The sequence below is a fragment of the Enterococcus sp. DIV0086 genome, assembly GCF_050498705.1.
Taxonomy (GTDB): domain Bacteria; phylum Bacillota; class Bacilli; order Lactobacillales; family Enterococcaceae; genus Enterococcus; species Enterococcus faecalis.
Window position 1 is genome coordinate 276,290 of record NZ_JBNIDN010000002.1, and the last position, 15,507, is coordinate 291,796.

Consider the following 15,507-nt stretch of genomic DNA (forward strand, 5'->3'; position numbering starts at 1 on the left):
GATAACGTTCATTTTTTTAATTAGAGTTAATTTTTTTAAAAATATTTCGTTTTTCTAAGGCCTTTATGAAATAATAAATGCCTACTATTTGAATAGGCGTTTGTAACGCATTTCTAGCTATCCTTCCTATAAAAATCACCTTAAAATCTGTTCCAAAAAGAAATGAGATCAACCATGAATCAATAAATAAACTAACAGGAATCATTATTAGCAATTGCGTAATTATGACTGCTAGGAAGTTAACTTTCTTATTGTATAAAAATAACCCATCGATAAATCCACCTAAAAATGCTGTCAATAAAAATGCAATTTGAAATGTTCCTGATCCAAAAATAGTAAAATTAAGTATATTAGACATCATTTCTAACATACCCGCCCAGATAGGTCCATATAGGTAACCCATAAGGGCCATTGATAAAAAACCGAAAGTGATTTGAAAATATGCAGGTCCAATTGCTATTTTGTAAAGAATAACGTCCATAGCTAATAAGAGTGCCGACGTTGAAATTAGTCGAGTATTCATGGTTGGAATTCTAAAAACATGTTTTGCAATCAAATTGTTCACTTTTAAACTTCCCTTCATTAATTAATGAATTAAACATACCACAAACATCTCTATGTGTCATGACATATAGAGATATTATCTATCCATTTTAACCTTAATCAAAGAAGAATATCTGCAGAATTTAATAGTTTTGTGAATAAATCGTGAGTTTGACAGAACCAACAAAAAGAGTTGATCAAAAGTTATGTGTAGCTAGACTTTTATGTAAATTATAGTTTCACTTAAAATAGAATTTTGAAAATCGCTATGTTACGCTATTTTAGCCTGTAAATTATACATATCTATTATATGTGTTTTAAAAAGAGAAATGACGAGAATTAGTCATATGTAGTGACCCCAAAAAGTTAGACTTTTTATAGAGTTGATTTTTCCATAGTACACTTCTTGTTTTAGGATACTGAAGAAATTCTCCATAGGAGAATTATCTAAACAGGTACCTTTTCGAGACATACTTTGAAAGATATTGTTGTCCTTTAATATTTGTATATAGGCATTCATTTGATAAGCCCAGCCTTGATCAGAGTGGAAGGTGCGACGATAAGGGCAATCGTTTGTTTGAAAAATAGCTTCTTTCAGACCTGCCATAACTGTTTTACCATTTAGTTGAGTAGAAAGACTGTAGTTTATAACTTCGCTTTTATACATATCCATAAATGGATCTAAATATAGTTTTTTCTGTCGAAGAATGCCTGCGCCATCTGTTTCATAGTATTTAAATTCAGTTGTATCCGTCATAATTTTTTGATGAGTGACCGAAGTGTTGAACCTTCTATTAATCAAGTTTTTCGCTACTTTCCCAACGGTTTCTTTATATGAATTATATTTTCTAGATTTCTTAGTAAATGCTTTAACTTGTAACTGTAGCTTTTGCATTAATCGCTGCACTTTCTTTTTATTTACTTGATATCCACGTCGTTTCAATTCTTGAGTCATCCTTCTATAACCATAATGTGGATGTTTTTTACGAATCGCTTGAATTTCTTCTTCAATTATTTGTGTTGAAGCTGTTCTGTCGAGGCGTTTTTGCCAGTACATGTAAGTGAATTTTGGAAACCTTTTAATCGAAAGTGTCCTCGGAGACTGTGAATGATTCGTGCGATTCGTTCATTTTTTGTTCGTCCTCTAAACGCAGTCTTCTCAATTTTTAACATTCTATTTTCTTTTTCTAGTTTCTCTACTTGAGATAGTTCACTTAGTAATGGTTGGGGTTCATTTCGTTTCTTCCTAGACATGGTAGGTGGACGTCCTTTCTGTTTAGAGAGTCACCCTCTATACCAAACTTCCGATACATTCTAAGCCAATTCGCAATCAATGATGGATTGTTCATTTTTAGAAGATTAGCTACTTTTTGACAGGACAACTCTATCGCATCTAGCGTAATTTGAACAGAGTAATTCTTACTTTTTCGACTGCGAAGTAGTCCTTCTTCACCAAGTTCTTTATATGCATTAATCCATTTGTTTATTTGAGAACTATTTTTAAACCCATACTTCTTTGCGAGAAACCTTAGACCTCCTTGACCAGATAAGTAGTCATGAACAAGCTTAAGTTTAAATTCAAAACTGTATTTTGCCATACAAAAAAACTCCAAAAGTTAGATTTCAAGGTCTAACTTTTGGGGGTCGGCTCAATATTTGGTTTATCTTCGCTCCTTTACTAGATTATAGCGAACAATCTGTCCGTATTTCTAGTATAGGAGACTTCATAACTTATATGATTTTAGTCAACCAACATTCGGTTGGCTTTTTATATCTTCATAACTAATCTAGAATAGTAATTTTTCATGAAATTAGTTATACTTGTCCCATGCAAGAGAAACATAGTTTGTACTTTCTATTGACACTTTTTCTATGATGGTCGACTGGCGGAAAACAGTCGGCTTTTTTTGTTGCCTAAAATTTCATAGTAATGTATTATTAATTGTCTCTATCTGAGATGAAAATGTATCTATAGCTAGCTAGCGGAAACTATTTAGCTTATTACTATGGTGGATTTTCCGCCTTCAATCGTATAGCTAACCTTTTTGGTTGGCTATTTTTATTTATCTCCTACTTTCACAGCAAAAGTCCAATAACATTGATTAATTGCTTTGATTTCTTTTTGTGTGAATTGTACTAAATCCTCATAACCTTTTTGCACGATACACTCCCATTATTCAATCCAAACAACATCTTTGCTGCTATCAAAAACTGCATTTACTTTAATGAGAAATCTATCAAAATCGAAATCAACATAATAAAGCGTTTCTTTCTTAATTGATTGTTCATCGCTTCTAATGTCACTGATTGATATAAAATTTGAATTACAACCACAATCAAAAACTTCAATTTCACAATATTTGTCGATTTTATTAGCAATATCCAATGATTCTTGTTTATCATTAAAAAGAATTACTTTGTTATCAAACCTAAAATAAGCAGTAAGTCATTGAACTGCCCATAACGGCTCCTTCTCGAATTCGTAGCCGTTTAAGATAGCATTTTATTGTCATTGATATGTACGCACCTTATGTTTCTCTAGTGAAGAAACACTTCCCTAATGCTAAGCTCATCATTGATCGCTTCCATATCGTTCAACACATCGGTCGGGCTTTTCGAAACCATCGAATCACTTGGACAAACCGCCTATTAAAAAGTTCAAGTTTAGCTGAAAAAAGACAAGGAAAACAGTCCAAAAAATACTAGAAGTCATTACAAAAAAATCAAGAAAAGTTGGATAGTTTAAACCGCCGTTGGCGCCCTTAGTTTAAAACTTATCTAACCGAAACAGAGCTTGTGGACAGACTGCTTTCCTATAGCGTTGAGTTAGCATAAGGCTACACATTGTACCAAGACTTTTTGTTTGCCATTCATAAACGAAACGTATTTTGATGCCTTGCTTACGCAAAGTATTTCTCACTTGCCAGCTACTTATCAAACCACCTTACGAACCTTTAAAAAAACACCAAAAACAGAGGCATCATGCGTTGAATTATTCCTGTTCGAATGGACAATTGGAGTATCTAAATAATCATATCAAAGTTTTAAAGCAGAATGCTTATGGTTTTCGTAACTTTTATAATTTCAAATTGCGGATTTTCGTCCAACAAGGACAAGCAATACAAACCAAATAAAAAAAACAGAGGATTTTCTCCTCTGGACTTTATGCGACTCTGCAATTTCTCTTTATCAACATTATTTGACAAAGAACCAAAACACAGTTTAAAATTTTAATGATATCTTTGATTTATTTGGATATTAAAATTAAAGGTATTTTGCGTCTATTATTAAAGCGAAAAACTATAACCTCTGAAACGGCAATGAAAAACTTAAATTAATGGAAATATAATATCTATAGTTGCTTTATGATGTTGATAATTAAATGTTATTTTTCCTCCTATTTTTTCTACAAAATTTTTAGTTATATAAAGTCCTAATCCTGTTCCTCCATTATAAGTACCTCGTGCTTTATCTATTCTATAAAAAGGTTCAAAAACACTTTTAACTTGTTCAGTAGTTAAGGGGTTACAGCTATTAATTATTTTTAAATTAATCTTTGATTTGTTATTTTTTAAGCGAAACTGAATTTCAGAATTTAATAATCCATAGTTAATAGAATTTTTAATAACATTATCAAGGATCCTTTCTATAATAGTCAAGTCGGTATTAATCATAACGTCATTTTCTATATCTGCTATAAAAAACTGCCCTTTCCTTAATAAGGGTTTAAATTCAGATAATAACTGTTCAGACATGACACTTAAGTTTATTTTTGTATATTAAGAGTTTTGGTATAGTCATGAAAACTAGACATTTCAAAAAGTTCATTTATCATACTGTTTAACTTATTAGACTTATCAAGTGAAATATCAATATATTTTTTCTGTATATCGTGCTCTAAATTTGATTTGGTTTTAATTATAGTTAAGTATCCAATAATGCTAGTTAATGGTGTTTTTAAATCATGAGCTAGATGTGTAATAATTTCCCTTTTGTTATCTTCAGAATTTTTCAACATTATTTTTTGATTTTCTAAATTCTTTCTAACAATATTAAATTGTTTTTCCAAAGGTTTTATTCCAGAAGGTAGTTCAATATCTTCATTTACGTCCATAGACATGATTTCCATAACATGATTAATCTCTTTTATATAGAAAATGCTCCGCAAAAAAATGAAAATGTTGTAACTGACCAAATTAAAAGTAATGTTACAATATTAATAATCAACATATTATCTTGAAAAAAGGTAATCCAATGTATTTCATTTACTGAACCTCTCCAACTAATACCTTGATAAATTGTTAATATATCTACTATTATTACAAAGAACACAATCAGTATTATCATAATAGAAAAATATTGAAGACATAACTTTCCTAGTATTATGTGATATGCTTTTTTATTTTCCAATAGTGTATCCTACTCCCCAAACAGTCTTAATATAACTCGGATCTCTTGGTTTTTCGTGAAACTTTTCTCTTATTCTTGCTATATGAGCCATTATTGTATTATTACTGTCCATATATGATTCTTTCCAGACTGCTTTAAATAGTTCTTCTGACGTCACTACAACTCCGATATTAAGTAATAGGTAATAAATTATTTCAAACTCAATCGGAGTTACTTTAATTTCTTCATCCAGTAGAATTACTTTGCGTGTATTTTTATTTATTATTAAACCATTGTATTCTATTTCATATTGATTATTTTGTTCTTGACTATCATAAAGATTAACACGCCTTAAATTTGTTTTTATTCGTGCCACTACTTCTAAAGGATTAAAAGGTTTTGTAATATAATCATCCGCACCAAGTGACAACCCCATAATCTTATCTAAATCAGTATTTTTAGCAGTCAATAATAGAACTGGGAAAAATTTATTTTGCCTTATTTTTTTTAAAATTTCAAGTCCTTCAACATCAGGAAGCATAAGGTCTAAGATTAATAGTGAAACTTCATTTTTTTCAATATACTTTATAAAATCTATTCCATTATAAAAAGAAACAACTTTAAATCCTTCACACTGTAATAGGGTTGATATCAAATCACAAATTTCTTTTTCATCATCAAGAATTACAATATTATTAGTCATTCAATCCTCCTCAAAATTAATTAATCTTCCAATAGCAGCAGTTCTTTCAGAGAATCAAGCTAGTCACTGGATTTTTTAATATTTTAAACTTAAACCATTTTGAATTTATTGACTAAAAATGAAAAGTCATGCTAAATACCACATTAAAAGACTGTCTTCACGGACTTTACTTTAACTGATAAATCATTAATATATTAGTAATATTGTGATAAAAAATCTTTCAACTATTCGCTAAGATAGCAATAGCAGATCTATTAAATTTGAACATGCACTTTGAAAATTGACGTTAAAATCGATGCTTTTATTTATTAAGTAAATCATGAAGACGGCGTCTATAATTTTATTTATTATACCATTTTTAACACCCAAAAAATGGAACATTTAATAAATTTGTTTCTAATCTTATCTTACAAACATTTTATCTGTGATTAAGCTGCGGAAAAAGTAAATTTATTGATTAAGTTCATACTGGGTATATTTTTTTATAATAAAAGGTATGCCTAAGATTATTACCAAACTATATATAATTAAATTAAATGTGTATACGTTAAATACTGCCCCCATATATCGTAACTAATCCAGTCAACATAAGCCATATTAAGTTGAGTTATAGGAAGTAGCCTTACTAAAAGGCTATAGGATAAAAATTCGCTAGATTTTGGGATGATAGTTGGAAGTAGTATTATACATACCGTCAAAAGAATAATCGGTAAAAATTTTTTAATAAATAAGGATATTAATAGAATAAAGGTAATTAATCCTATCAATATGATCAAACCCAATCCAAAATGAATAAATACTGTTTGTGATAAAGTCCATGGATAAGGAATACTCGGATCTTGAACCTGTATTGGCAAATCCCATCCTTTAAAACTGTATAAGTAAAACAAAGGCACTGTTACTAGTAGGATAAAGACCAAATAATATACAATTCCAATTAAATATGCAGAAATAAGTTTTGCGATTGCAAGATATTTTCTTCCTTTAATTGTAGGAAAAATAACTTTTATTGTTTTTAGTTGGAAATCATTGATAAAAGATTGCGAAACCAAGATACAAATAAATAAAATTGGTATGAATAAGAATGGTAAGCGATCTATGATAATTCTCCATGCTCCTTGATATCCTATTTTAAAGGGAGTTTTTATTTTTTTTGTTAAGCCTACCCAATATTCTTTTTCAGAAATAGTGTAGTTATGAGAACTATTTAATTTCTTTCCATTTTCAATGTTAAGATAATTAATATTCAATTTATTATATAAATTAAAGCCATCAGAGGAAACACGGATATTACGTATTTCTGGATGCCCTACATAAATCTGCGGTCCAGAATAAACATTAGCAATAAAATTTAATTCCTCATAGTTTGGTAAAATAAAAGAATTATTTATAGTATCTTTAAATTCAATGTTAGACGAATCATTTACGGGGTAATTGTTACTGTCTTTTGCTATTGATTGATATTTTAATATAGTATTATTAATTTCTTCTGAATCTAATAATACATCTGCTTTTTTTCATGATTGTTACTGCCTCCATACCATGGTAAGTTTTACCTTTAGGAAGAGTTACGTTTTCTTGAAAGATTGGTAAAATAAATAACCAAACAACAAATATAATAATTAGTGGTAAAGTAAATACTATTGATTTTTTTGTAATAATTTTTTTTATCTCATATTTAATTAAAGTATTCATTGTTTTATTCTCCACTTCCTTGATTAAAAATTGAAAGGTAAACATCTTCTAAAGTCGGAAAAACTTGCTTGGCGGATGAGCATGGTTTGCTATCAGATATTATCCTGTACTGTATATACTTATTAGGTAAGTGTTGTGTTTTGGAAATGACATATCTTTCTTCAAATTGTTTTGCTTCATTTTGATCAACAATAGCAATCCAAACTTTATCCTCAATAGTTTTTAGAACACTTGTGTGAGTCCCTGTTAAGACAACATTGCCTTTTTTTAAAAAAATAATATTATCTGCCATATCCTCAACATCAGATACAATATGCGTAGATATAATAACTATCTTGTCTGTTCCTAAATCTGAAATTAACCTTTTAAAAGAAACACGTTCTTTAGGATCAAGTCCCGTTGTAGGTTCATCTAAAATTAATATTTGTGGATTATTAATGATTGCTTGTGCAATTCCTAATCTTCGTTGCATACCTCCCGAAAGACTATTTATTTTTGAGTATTGTTTACTATCAAGATTAACTTTTTTCAATGCTAGTATTATTTTTTTATCTATATCTCTGTCATGTATTCCTTTTAACGTTGACATATAATATAAAAAATCAAATACCGTAAAATCAGGATAAAAATTACATGTCTGCGGCAAGTAACCAAGTTGTTTAAATAGTCTGTTTTTATCCTTTAAATCATAAGTAACCTCTCCAGATGTTGGGGAAACTAATCCACAAATTATATTCATAAGTGTTGATTTTCCAGATCCATTTGGTCCCAACAAAGCATATACACCATTTGAAAAATCAATACTTAATTTGTTTAATACTTTTTTTGTCGTATATTTTAGTTAGATTTGTTAAAGTTAGACGCATTTAATGTATCCTCCTATTGTATGCTCAAATATTATTAGATTAATTATCGTAGTTCTTATTAAAAATTATTCTACTTTTTTAACTACTTTGTGTTATTCGTTTTTATTTATAAAATCATGACAACTTTATTATATTTTCATACCCGAAGTGCTAGTTAAATTTAAAAGTAGTCAAATGAATATTTTAATGTACCAGGAATAACTTTTATGCTTCTTCAAGTATAAAACTGTAGGTCAACAGAATCCCTTCTACTTTGGCCACGAATCCTACTAAAGAGCGGTTTAAAAAACCACTTCCATTCAGTTTTATTAATGCAGAAAAAACCGTTTCAATACGTTTTCGTAACTTTTCCAGCAATTTATCTTCCGCAACCTTTGGCTGCTTAGAATTTTTTTCTAGGCGTCCAAAAGTGAATTCTTTTCTTTTCAAAACTATCTTCAAGTGGTTAGCTCACGTATCCTTTATCAACTAGTACTTGTGAAGTAGGAGATTGTTCAACTACCTCTTCCATAATATGAATATCGTGAATAGAAGCGGAAGTAACAGAATAACCTATCGGGAAGCTATTGTGATCGATTCTTTCTAACTGGTGCACATAATAGAATTGGTCTACTGTCTAGAACGGAAAAGGACTGTTTTCATTTAAACTTTTGTAATGAGTAACTCCTTGACGAATCGATTGTTCCGGACTGGTTATTGCATTAGGAGGCAACCCCGCACTTTCACTAGATTGAAATGGATCACCCCCACGCCCACCCGATTCAACCATTATTATCGCTAAAAGATAGGGTACTTCATCAAGAATGTTCATTTCCTTGGCCACTTTTTCCACTGTTGGTTTTAACGCTAAAACTTCCGGAGGAAGATTTATATTCTCATTTGGCAAGGCATTATTTTTCCCCTCTGACTCTGCACCTGCAATCATAAGAATCATTCTTTCCGTTTCTTGAACAACAGCTATAACGGTTAAAAAACCAAGTCCCAAAACAGAAAGTATGAGAATTATTTTACTTTTAATAACTTCATACACTCATCTCTTGAACAGCTGATTTTTGTTGCTCAAAAATCACTTTGGCTTGTTCGTTTTCTTTCTTCTTAATTTCACGACTTTCCAAACATCCGGTCTTTTTTAACTCCAAGCATTCATTAAAGTCTCCATTTTCGATTGGTAGTAAATATAAAGACAGCTTTGCTATTTGTTTTAAGTCTTCAGATTGTTTGTATTGGCTGTGAACTGTACGAACCAATTCTTTTCCTGCCTTATCATTATTTACAGCCATTACAATTGTTACTTCGTTAATATTGAGCATGTTTTGCAAATCTTTGTACGTTTTCCATATGGTTTCTTGTTTTGTTCCTGAACCAGATAATGATAAGAAAAAGGAGTTATTAGGTAAAGTTTCCTTATCTAACTCCCAAAGCGATAATGATTCTATTGGTGCTTCTGTAATGAAAAGAGTAATTGGACTTTTGTAATCCATATTGGCTCCAAAGCAAAAGCCACGGCGTCCATTGCTATTTTCTGCTATTCCTTTAAAATATTTTCGGTCTAGTTTTAATTCGGTTCTGTTGCAAAGTTTTTAAAACCACCAATATTTATTCAAAATAATAAAATTTCAAAAATAGAAATGCTGGTTTAAAGCCATTTTTATTTTTAATTATTGGATTAATCGATTGATTTTATGGGTATTTTTGAACTTTGCAACAGAACCGCCATAATTATCAGCCTCCTTATGTATTACAATGCAATACATAAGGAGGTGAAAGTCAAGCCTATAGATTCCTGTTGCACAACTTAAATGACACCTTAGTTTTTTCGCCAGTCTAAGTATTTCAAAAACGGGAACAAAGTATACCCCAATGTCATTAAGTTAAGAAAAAAGCAGGAAAACATTTCAACTGACGTTTTTATATTACATTATTGAAAGAATTCCCTTGACTTTAATCTCTTCTGTATTAAAATGATTCTGATATGATATAATTTAGTTAATTATTTAAACGTGGGAGGTACTAAAAATGGTCAAAGATAATCTTGATGTAAGTGAAAAGCAAAAACTTAAGTATTCACAGATAGGCCTTACTACTAGTTTAGTTCTAGTTTTTATTCCAGTCATAGCAATGCTTGCGTTTAAAATGAGTGATTCTTTAGCAAAATGGCTTGGGGTGGCTCTAGTAGTTATGATTTTACCTACCCTATATTTTACATGGAATATTCTCAAGCTTGCATACAAAGATCAAAAGGACAATCCAATGACACCATTATGGGTTCCTAAGGTTTACGGTTTTGGTTTATCTATAAATCCTTATCATAGATTTGGAAAATTGATAATGTGGATATTAGTTATATTTATCATAGCTCTTGCTATATATATAGCTTTAGAACCTGCTGAGTTAATTAGCCATTAATACGGGGTATTAAAGTACAAGTTAAAATGATTGAAATCACTAAACAAGGCACACCCCAACGTCATTAATTTAAGGAAAAAAGCAGGAAAACATTTAAGTTTTCCTGCTTTTTTCTATGTAAAAGGACACACTCTTGATACAATTATTTTAGCAATAATAAAACGTCATAGCGTTACGTATTCTGGAGGTGTCCTTATTGTCTAATAATATCAAAAAATCAAAAACTCTTCAAACTTCTCACGAAATAAAACAAAATTTAGAACATCATATTCATTTTATTACAGATCAACCTGAAATTTTTGCTCAATCTCCGCTTGATTTTTCACGAAATAGAAAATTATCTTTTGAGACAACTCTCAAAATTATTCTCTCTTTCGGTGGACAAAGTCTTTCTAGTGAATTACTCTCTTACTTTGATTTTTCACTTCAAACGCCAACTTCTTCCGCATTTATACAGGCTCGAAGTAAAATAAAGATTGAAGCTTTCAAACAACTCTTCTACCGAACCATTCCTTCAAGTAACCAAAACAAGCAATATAAAGGGTACCAACTATTGGCTCATGATGGCTCTGATATTAATATTCCTTATGATGAAAACGATCCTAAATCTCATTATACTATCGGAAAGTTTGACAAAATTGTAGGCTCTTTTCATCTCAATGCTTTTTATGATCCATTAAATAAATACTATGCATCGGTAAACTTTCAAAAAATTAGACAGCTAGACGAACGGAGCAGTTTGTGTCAAATGGTTGATGAGTTTACTTTTGAAAAGCCGACAATTATTATTGCAGATCGCGGTTATGAGTCATTTAACGTGTACGAACATATTAGAAAAAGTGGTCAAAAATTCATAATTCGAGTGAAAGATACCAAAAGTAATGGTCTTCTTAAAGGACTTGGATTACCTCAAAAAGGAACATTTGATAAAGAGGTTAACCTTTGGTTGACAAGAAGACAGACCAATAAAATCAAAGCTGACAAAAGTTATCAATTTTTGCGTAAAAAAGCGAACTTTGATTATCTCCCACCCTATTCCAAAGAAAGCTATCCTGTTAGTCTGAGAGTCGTTCGAATTAAGTTGAGTGAAGATAACTATGAATCTTTAGTTACGAATCTTGACTCCTTCACTTTTAAAAGCGAAGATTTAAAAGAACTTTATCACTTGCGCTGGGGAATTGAAACTTCCTTTAGAGAATTAAAGTATGCCTTAGGATTAAACCAATTCCACTCAAAGAAACTAGAGTTTATTGTTCAAGAAATTTATGCTCGCCTCATTATGTACAATTTTTCAATGAAAATTGCTCAGCTAGCGGCACTATCAGCTCCTTTAAAGCAATCCTATCAGATTAATTTCACACAAGCTATAGGCATTTGTAAAAGATTTTTTCTTGATCAAACCGTCAATGTAGAAATTTTGATAAGAAGATATCTCCTCCCCATACGAAAGAATCGGAGTGACCAAAGAAATATAACAAAAAAGAAATTTGTTGTTTTTTTATATCGTATTGCCTAATATTATAAATCGGACTATACCATATAAGACGTTTTTTGTGTTGTTCAAAAATATAAAATTAGTCAAGTTAATAAGAAAAAAGCGATATACTTGAGACTATTATTTACTTTTTTTACCTTAACTTAATGACATTGAGGCATACCCTGTTGGTACTTAATTGATAGTATAATACTTTTTTTATATCTTTATATATTATTGAATTTTTGCAGAAGTAACACTATTAATATATACTAAAATAAATAGGCTAGATATAATCTAATTTAGAAAGGATCAGCAATTTATGAAAAACAACGATAATATTTCTAATACTTTAATAGTTTTCTTTGATAAGGTTGTTCGCTTATGGTCACTATTTTTGTTTTTGATTATTTTAATAAAAATATTTTTCATGTCTAATACAGCAATAATCTCAAAAAATATCTTTTACGTCACAGGAATAATTAGTGTAATTTCTGCATTATTACTGATTTGGCAAGAAAAAAGAAGGGCTAAAGTTTAGCCCTTCTCAGACTGTAGACAAAAAGGAGTGGCTTAATTGCCAACTCCTTTTTGTTAGTTTTTGTATAAATTTGAAATAAAAAGCCATAGGCTTTTTTGTTTTCCATAGCCATGTGGCTAGTTTTTTCAAATTCATGGCAGCAAACGTAAGCATCGTGTGCGCAGCGACTTTTTCAAGACCTCAATATTTCGTCCAGCGCATACCATGCTTTTCTTTCGCATCTGCAAATATTCGTTCAATGGTTTGTTTTCTCTTTTTGTAAATTTCTTTATTTAACACCGTATGGCGTTGGTGTTCAAGTTCATCCATAAGATCAGCCCAAATATGCCGAGTTACAATTTTTTGATAGTTTGCACTCGAAGTACAGGCTTCAAGTAATGGACAACTCCTACAGAATTTTGGATTTGATTTATAGGTTCGATAGCCATCACGAGTGATAGTTGAAAATAACAACGGTTGATTATTAGGGCATAAATAACAGTCAAAATAGGCATCATAAACAAAGTCTTTTTTACGAAATATTCCTTTTACTCCATGAGGTACAGTATATGGAAGAATCGGGTAGAGTTTCAAGTGTGACAGAAAATGAACAAATTTAGGCGTCTTATATCCTGCATCAGCGACAACACGCTTTATATTTGGAAAAGCTCTTTTCGACTGTTTAACCAGATCAATTGCGACTTGGCTGTCATGCACATTTCCTGGTGTGATTAGTGTAGATAAGATAAAACCGTTATCTTCGCAGGAAGTATGCGCGGAATAAGCAAATTGTTTTTCTCGTTCTCCTTTAACATAGTAGCCACTTTCTGGATCTGAATGACTAATTTTTTGAAGACTCAACTCACTTTCTGTGTCCCATGTAAAAAGACGTTTTCCTACAGCAATACGTTCTTTATTTATTTCATCTTCTAATTCATCTTGATAAGCTTTAGCTTGACCGTAGGTCATTTCTTTTGTGAACTTATGTTTATTGGCATTTGCTTTGATATGAGTAGAATCAATATAAAGGTTGTCTTCCGTAACGAAGCCAGCTTTGACAGCTTGTTCTAAAATATGAGAGAAAATATCCTCAAATAAAGTTGTTTCTCTAAATCTTCGAACATAGTTTTTACCAAAAGTAGAGAAATGTGGGATAGGATCCTCGAATGAATATCCTAAAAACCAACGATAAGCAACATTTGTTTCAACATCTTTAATTGTCTGTCTCATCGAACGGATACCAAATAAATATTGGATAAATACTAATTTAATTAAGATCACTGGATCAATACTGGGACGACCATAGGTCGAATACGTGGATTCTACAATGGGATAAATAAAATCAAACTGAATCGCAGCATCAATCTTTCGTACCAAATGATCTTTTGGTACAAGATCATCAATTGTTAACATAGCAAATTGATTTCTACCTTCAATCGATTGTTTTCTCATCATTAGAATCACTCCCAAAATAGTTTATACAATCAGTATAAAACAAAAAAAACTGCAAACAACACTCCAAATTTGGGAGTTTGTCTACAGTCTGACTGCACTTAATTACAAGTGCAGTTTTTTTATTTTTGTTAGAAGGAATAAGATAATCACAAGAAGAATGCAATCAAACAGCGTTAAACTATTTTTTAAAGGATTTTCAAATGAATCAAGAAGTGCATGTATGCTAATAAAGTAGACAGACTTTCTGCTATACTATCAATTAAATAGACACTCATTTAGAAAGGATTTTTATTATGGTAGACAAACGAAAAATACCCCGTAAATTTGATGAAGAGTTTAAGCAATCCATTGTTAAACTATATGAAAGCGGCAAATCTCAGAACGCTCTTGCCACTGAATATGGCATTGCCATATCCACTATTGCTCGTTGGGTAAAACAATATTCTGAAGTGAAAATTGATGATGGGACGATCCTTACGGCTCGACAAATTCAACAATTACAAAAAGAAATGCCCAACTAGAGGAAGAAAATCTAATCTTAAAAAAAGCGATTGCCATATTCACGCCACGCTCCACGAACGACTAGAGGCTATCCATATCCTTCGTTATGAACATGCCATTGTTACATTATGCAGAGTTCTTAAAGTTAATCGTTCAACTTATTACAAGCATTTTTCAGAGAATGTTGCCCCTAGAACATTGGAAAATCAACAAATTCGAAAAAATATTTTAGAAATTTACACGACTTCTCAAAAACGAGTAAAGCCAAAAATCAACATAGGCATCACCCCATTTCTTTTGGGTTTAGCCAATCGCCATAAACTTTCTACTTGCTTATTATACCATATACAATACGTTGAACTCTACCAACGTTCATACGCAATAAATTCCTCATACACGTTTTTAAATTATTGTAAGCACTCAATTAAAGATTTCCTTTATTTTTTCAATCGTTTTTAACTACTTCATTTGTTTTTTCATCAATTGCGACATAGTTTCCTTGATACAATTTGTATTCTTTTTTGCAGCCTTCACATTTAAATTGATTATGCTTTCTTAGTTCTCTTTTAGCTAATTGCCCGCAATCACAATCAACAAAAGTAACAATATTACTTTTGTTCCATGTGCTGATTTCGATCCCCCAATGATCATATGTTTTTCGAACTACCATTTGTTATCCTCCTGATAAGTATATTCATAAATCATTTCCTTGAATTCTTGTTTTGTTTTAGGATTCGTTCGTATGACTTCTTCAGCTAATTCTAGAAATACATTTTCAACCCTTTCAGTCATACTTTCAAAAATAATAAATGGGTTCTCTTCTTTCTTTACTCGATTTTTATATCTTTGGAAGTTTGCTGAATAGAGTCTCCCGTTTGACATCTTTTCTATTCCGTACCCTGAAACCAAAGGGTTTTTCAACAACTGAATAATTTTTTCTCTATTTTCCATAATA

The 15,507-nt window shown here is 30.8% G+C and carries 13 protein-coding genes and 4 pseudogenes; 4 read left to right on the forward strand and 13 right to left on the reverse strand.

The genetic code is table 11. From position 1 onward, the window contains the following. Nucleotides 1-16: 16 nt before the first annotated feature. Together IGI63_RS15415 and IGI63_RS15420 are read right to left on the reverse strand one after the other, a co-directional pair. Nucleotides 17-565, reverse strand: a complete 549-nt coding sequence (locus IGI63_RS15415) for a folate family ECF transporter S component (RefSeq protein WP_429976205.1) — start codon at nt 563-565, stop codon at nt 17-19. Between the two features lie 363 nt (nt 566-928). After that, nucleotides 929-2,141 (reverse strand): annotated as a pseudogene (locus tag IGI63_RS15420) (IS3 family transposase); the annotation flags it as partial. A 907-nt stretch (nt 2,142-3,048) separates the two neighbouring features. Between IGI63_RS15420 and IGI63_RS15425 the strand changes: the two are divergent. Beyond that, nucleotides 3,049-3,677: pseudogene (locus IGI63_RS15425) on the forward strand (transposase); the annotation flags it as partial. A 195-nt stretch (nt 3,678-3,872) separates the two neighbouring features. On the opposite strand, the gene IGI63_RS15430 reads toward IGI63_RS15425, so the two are convergent. The 8 genes and pseudogenes from IGI63_RS15430 to IGI63_RS15465 all read right to left on the reverse strand — a co-directional run bounded on the left by IGI63_RS15430 (nt 3,873) and on the right by IGI63_RS15465 (nt 9,677). Beyond that, complete coding sequence (locus IGI63_RS15430) at nt 3,873-4,298, reverse strand: sensor histidine kinase (RefSeq protein WP_429976206.1); 426 nt, start codon at nt 4,296-4,298, stop codon at nt 3,873-3,875. 11 nt (nt 4,299-4,309) lie between these two features. Beyond that, the gene (locus IGI63_RS15435; protein ID WP_429976207.1) at nt 4,310-4,657 is read right to left on the reverse strand and encodes a sensor histidine kinase; all 348 of its coding nucleotides are present in this window, start codon (nt 4,655-4,657) and stop codon (nt 4,310-4,312) included. A 285-nt stretch (nt 4,658-4,942) separates the two neighbouring features. Continuing rightward, on the reverse strand, nt 4,943-5,635 hold the full coding sequence (locus IGI63_RS15440; RefSeq protein ID WP_429976208.1) for a response regulator transcription factor: 693 nt from the start codon (nt 5,633-5,635) through the stop codon (nt 4,943-4,945). A 527-nt stretch (nt 5,636-6,162) separates the two neighbouring features. Then, nucleotides 6,163-6,885: a hypothetical protein gene (locus IGI63_RS15445; protein ID WP_429976209.1), complete on the reverse strand. Its 723-nt coding sequence runs from the start codon at nt 6,883-6,885 to the stop codon at nt 6,163-6,165. 229 nt (nt 6,886-7,114) lie between these two features. Beyond that, complete coding sequence (locus IGI63_RS15450; protein ID WP_429976210.1) at nt 7,115-7,330, reverse strand: hypothetical protein; 216 nt, start codon at nt 7,328-7,330, stop codon at nt 7,115-7,117. Between the two features lie 4 nt (nt 7,331-7,334). Continuing rightward, nucleotides 7,335-8,102 carry an ATP-binding cassette domain-containing protein gene (locus tag IGI63_RS15455; protein WP_429976211.1) on the reverse strand — a complete coding sequence of 256 codons (768 nt, stop codon included), beginning with the start codon at nt 8,100-8,102 and terminating at the stop codon, nt 7,335-7,337. A 254-nt stretch (nt 8,103-8,356) separates the two neighbouring features. Beyond that, nucleotides 8,357-9,130, reverse strand: a pseudogene (locus tag IGI63_RS15460) (lysozyme family protein). Nucleotides 9,131-9,218: 88 nt separating this feature from the next. After that, complete coding sequence (locus tag IGI63_RS15465) at nt 9,219-9,677, reverse strand: toprim domain-containing protein (protein ID WP_429976212.1); 459 nt, start codon at nt 9,675-9,677, stop codon at nt 9,219-9,221. Between the two features lie 535 nt (nt 9,678-10,212). Here IGI63_RS15465 and IGI63_RS15470 point away from each other — a divergent pair. Next, on the forward strand, nt 10,213-10,602 hold the full coding sequence (locus IGI63_RS15470) for a hypothetical protein (RefSeq protein WP_429976213.1): 390 nt from the start codon (nt 10,213-10,215) through the stop codon (nt 10,600-10,602). Between the two features lie 196 nt (nt 10,603-10,798). Then, entirely contained in the window at nt 10,799-12,118 is a 1,320-nt protein-coding gene (locus tag IGI63_RS15475; RefSeq protein WP_429976214.1) for an IS4 family transposase, read from the forward strand. A 505-nt stretch (nt 12,119-12,623) separates the two neighbouring features. Here the strand turns inward: IGI63_RS15475 and IGI63_RS15480 are convergent. Next, nucleotides 12,624-14,051: pseudogene (locus IGI63_RS15480) on the reverse strand (IS1182 family transposase). A gap of 293 nt (nt 14,052-14,344) precedes the next feature. Here IGI63_RS15480 and IGI63_RS15485 point away from each other — a divergent pair. Beyond that, nucleotides 14,345-14,572: a transposase gene (locus IGI63_RS15485; RefSeq protein WP_429976215.1), complete on the forward strand. Its 228-nt coding sequence runs from the start codon at nt 14,345-14,347 to the stop codon at nt 14,570-14,572. A 425-nt stretch (nt 14,573-14,997) separates the two neighbouring features. Here IGI63_RS15485 and IGI63_RS15490 read toward each other — a convergent pair whose 3' ends face one another. Next, nucleotides 14,998-15,222 carry a hypothetical protein gene (locus IGI63_RS15490; RefSeq protein ID WP_429976216.1) on the reverse strand — a complete coding sequence of 75 codons (225 nt, stop codon included), beginning with the start codon at nt 15,220-15,222 and terminating at the stop codon, nt 14,998-15,000. After that, nucleotides 15,216-15,503 (reverse strand): hypothetical protein, encoded by a 288-nt coding sequence (locus tag IGI63_RS15495; RefSeq protein ID WP_429976217.1) that lies wholly within the window; start codon nt 15,501-15,503, stop codon nt 15,216-15,218. The genes IGI63_RS15490 and IGI63_RS15495 overlap by 7 nt, the downstream gene beginning before the upstream one ends. Between the last annotated feature and the right edge of the window lie 4 nt (nt 15,504-15,507).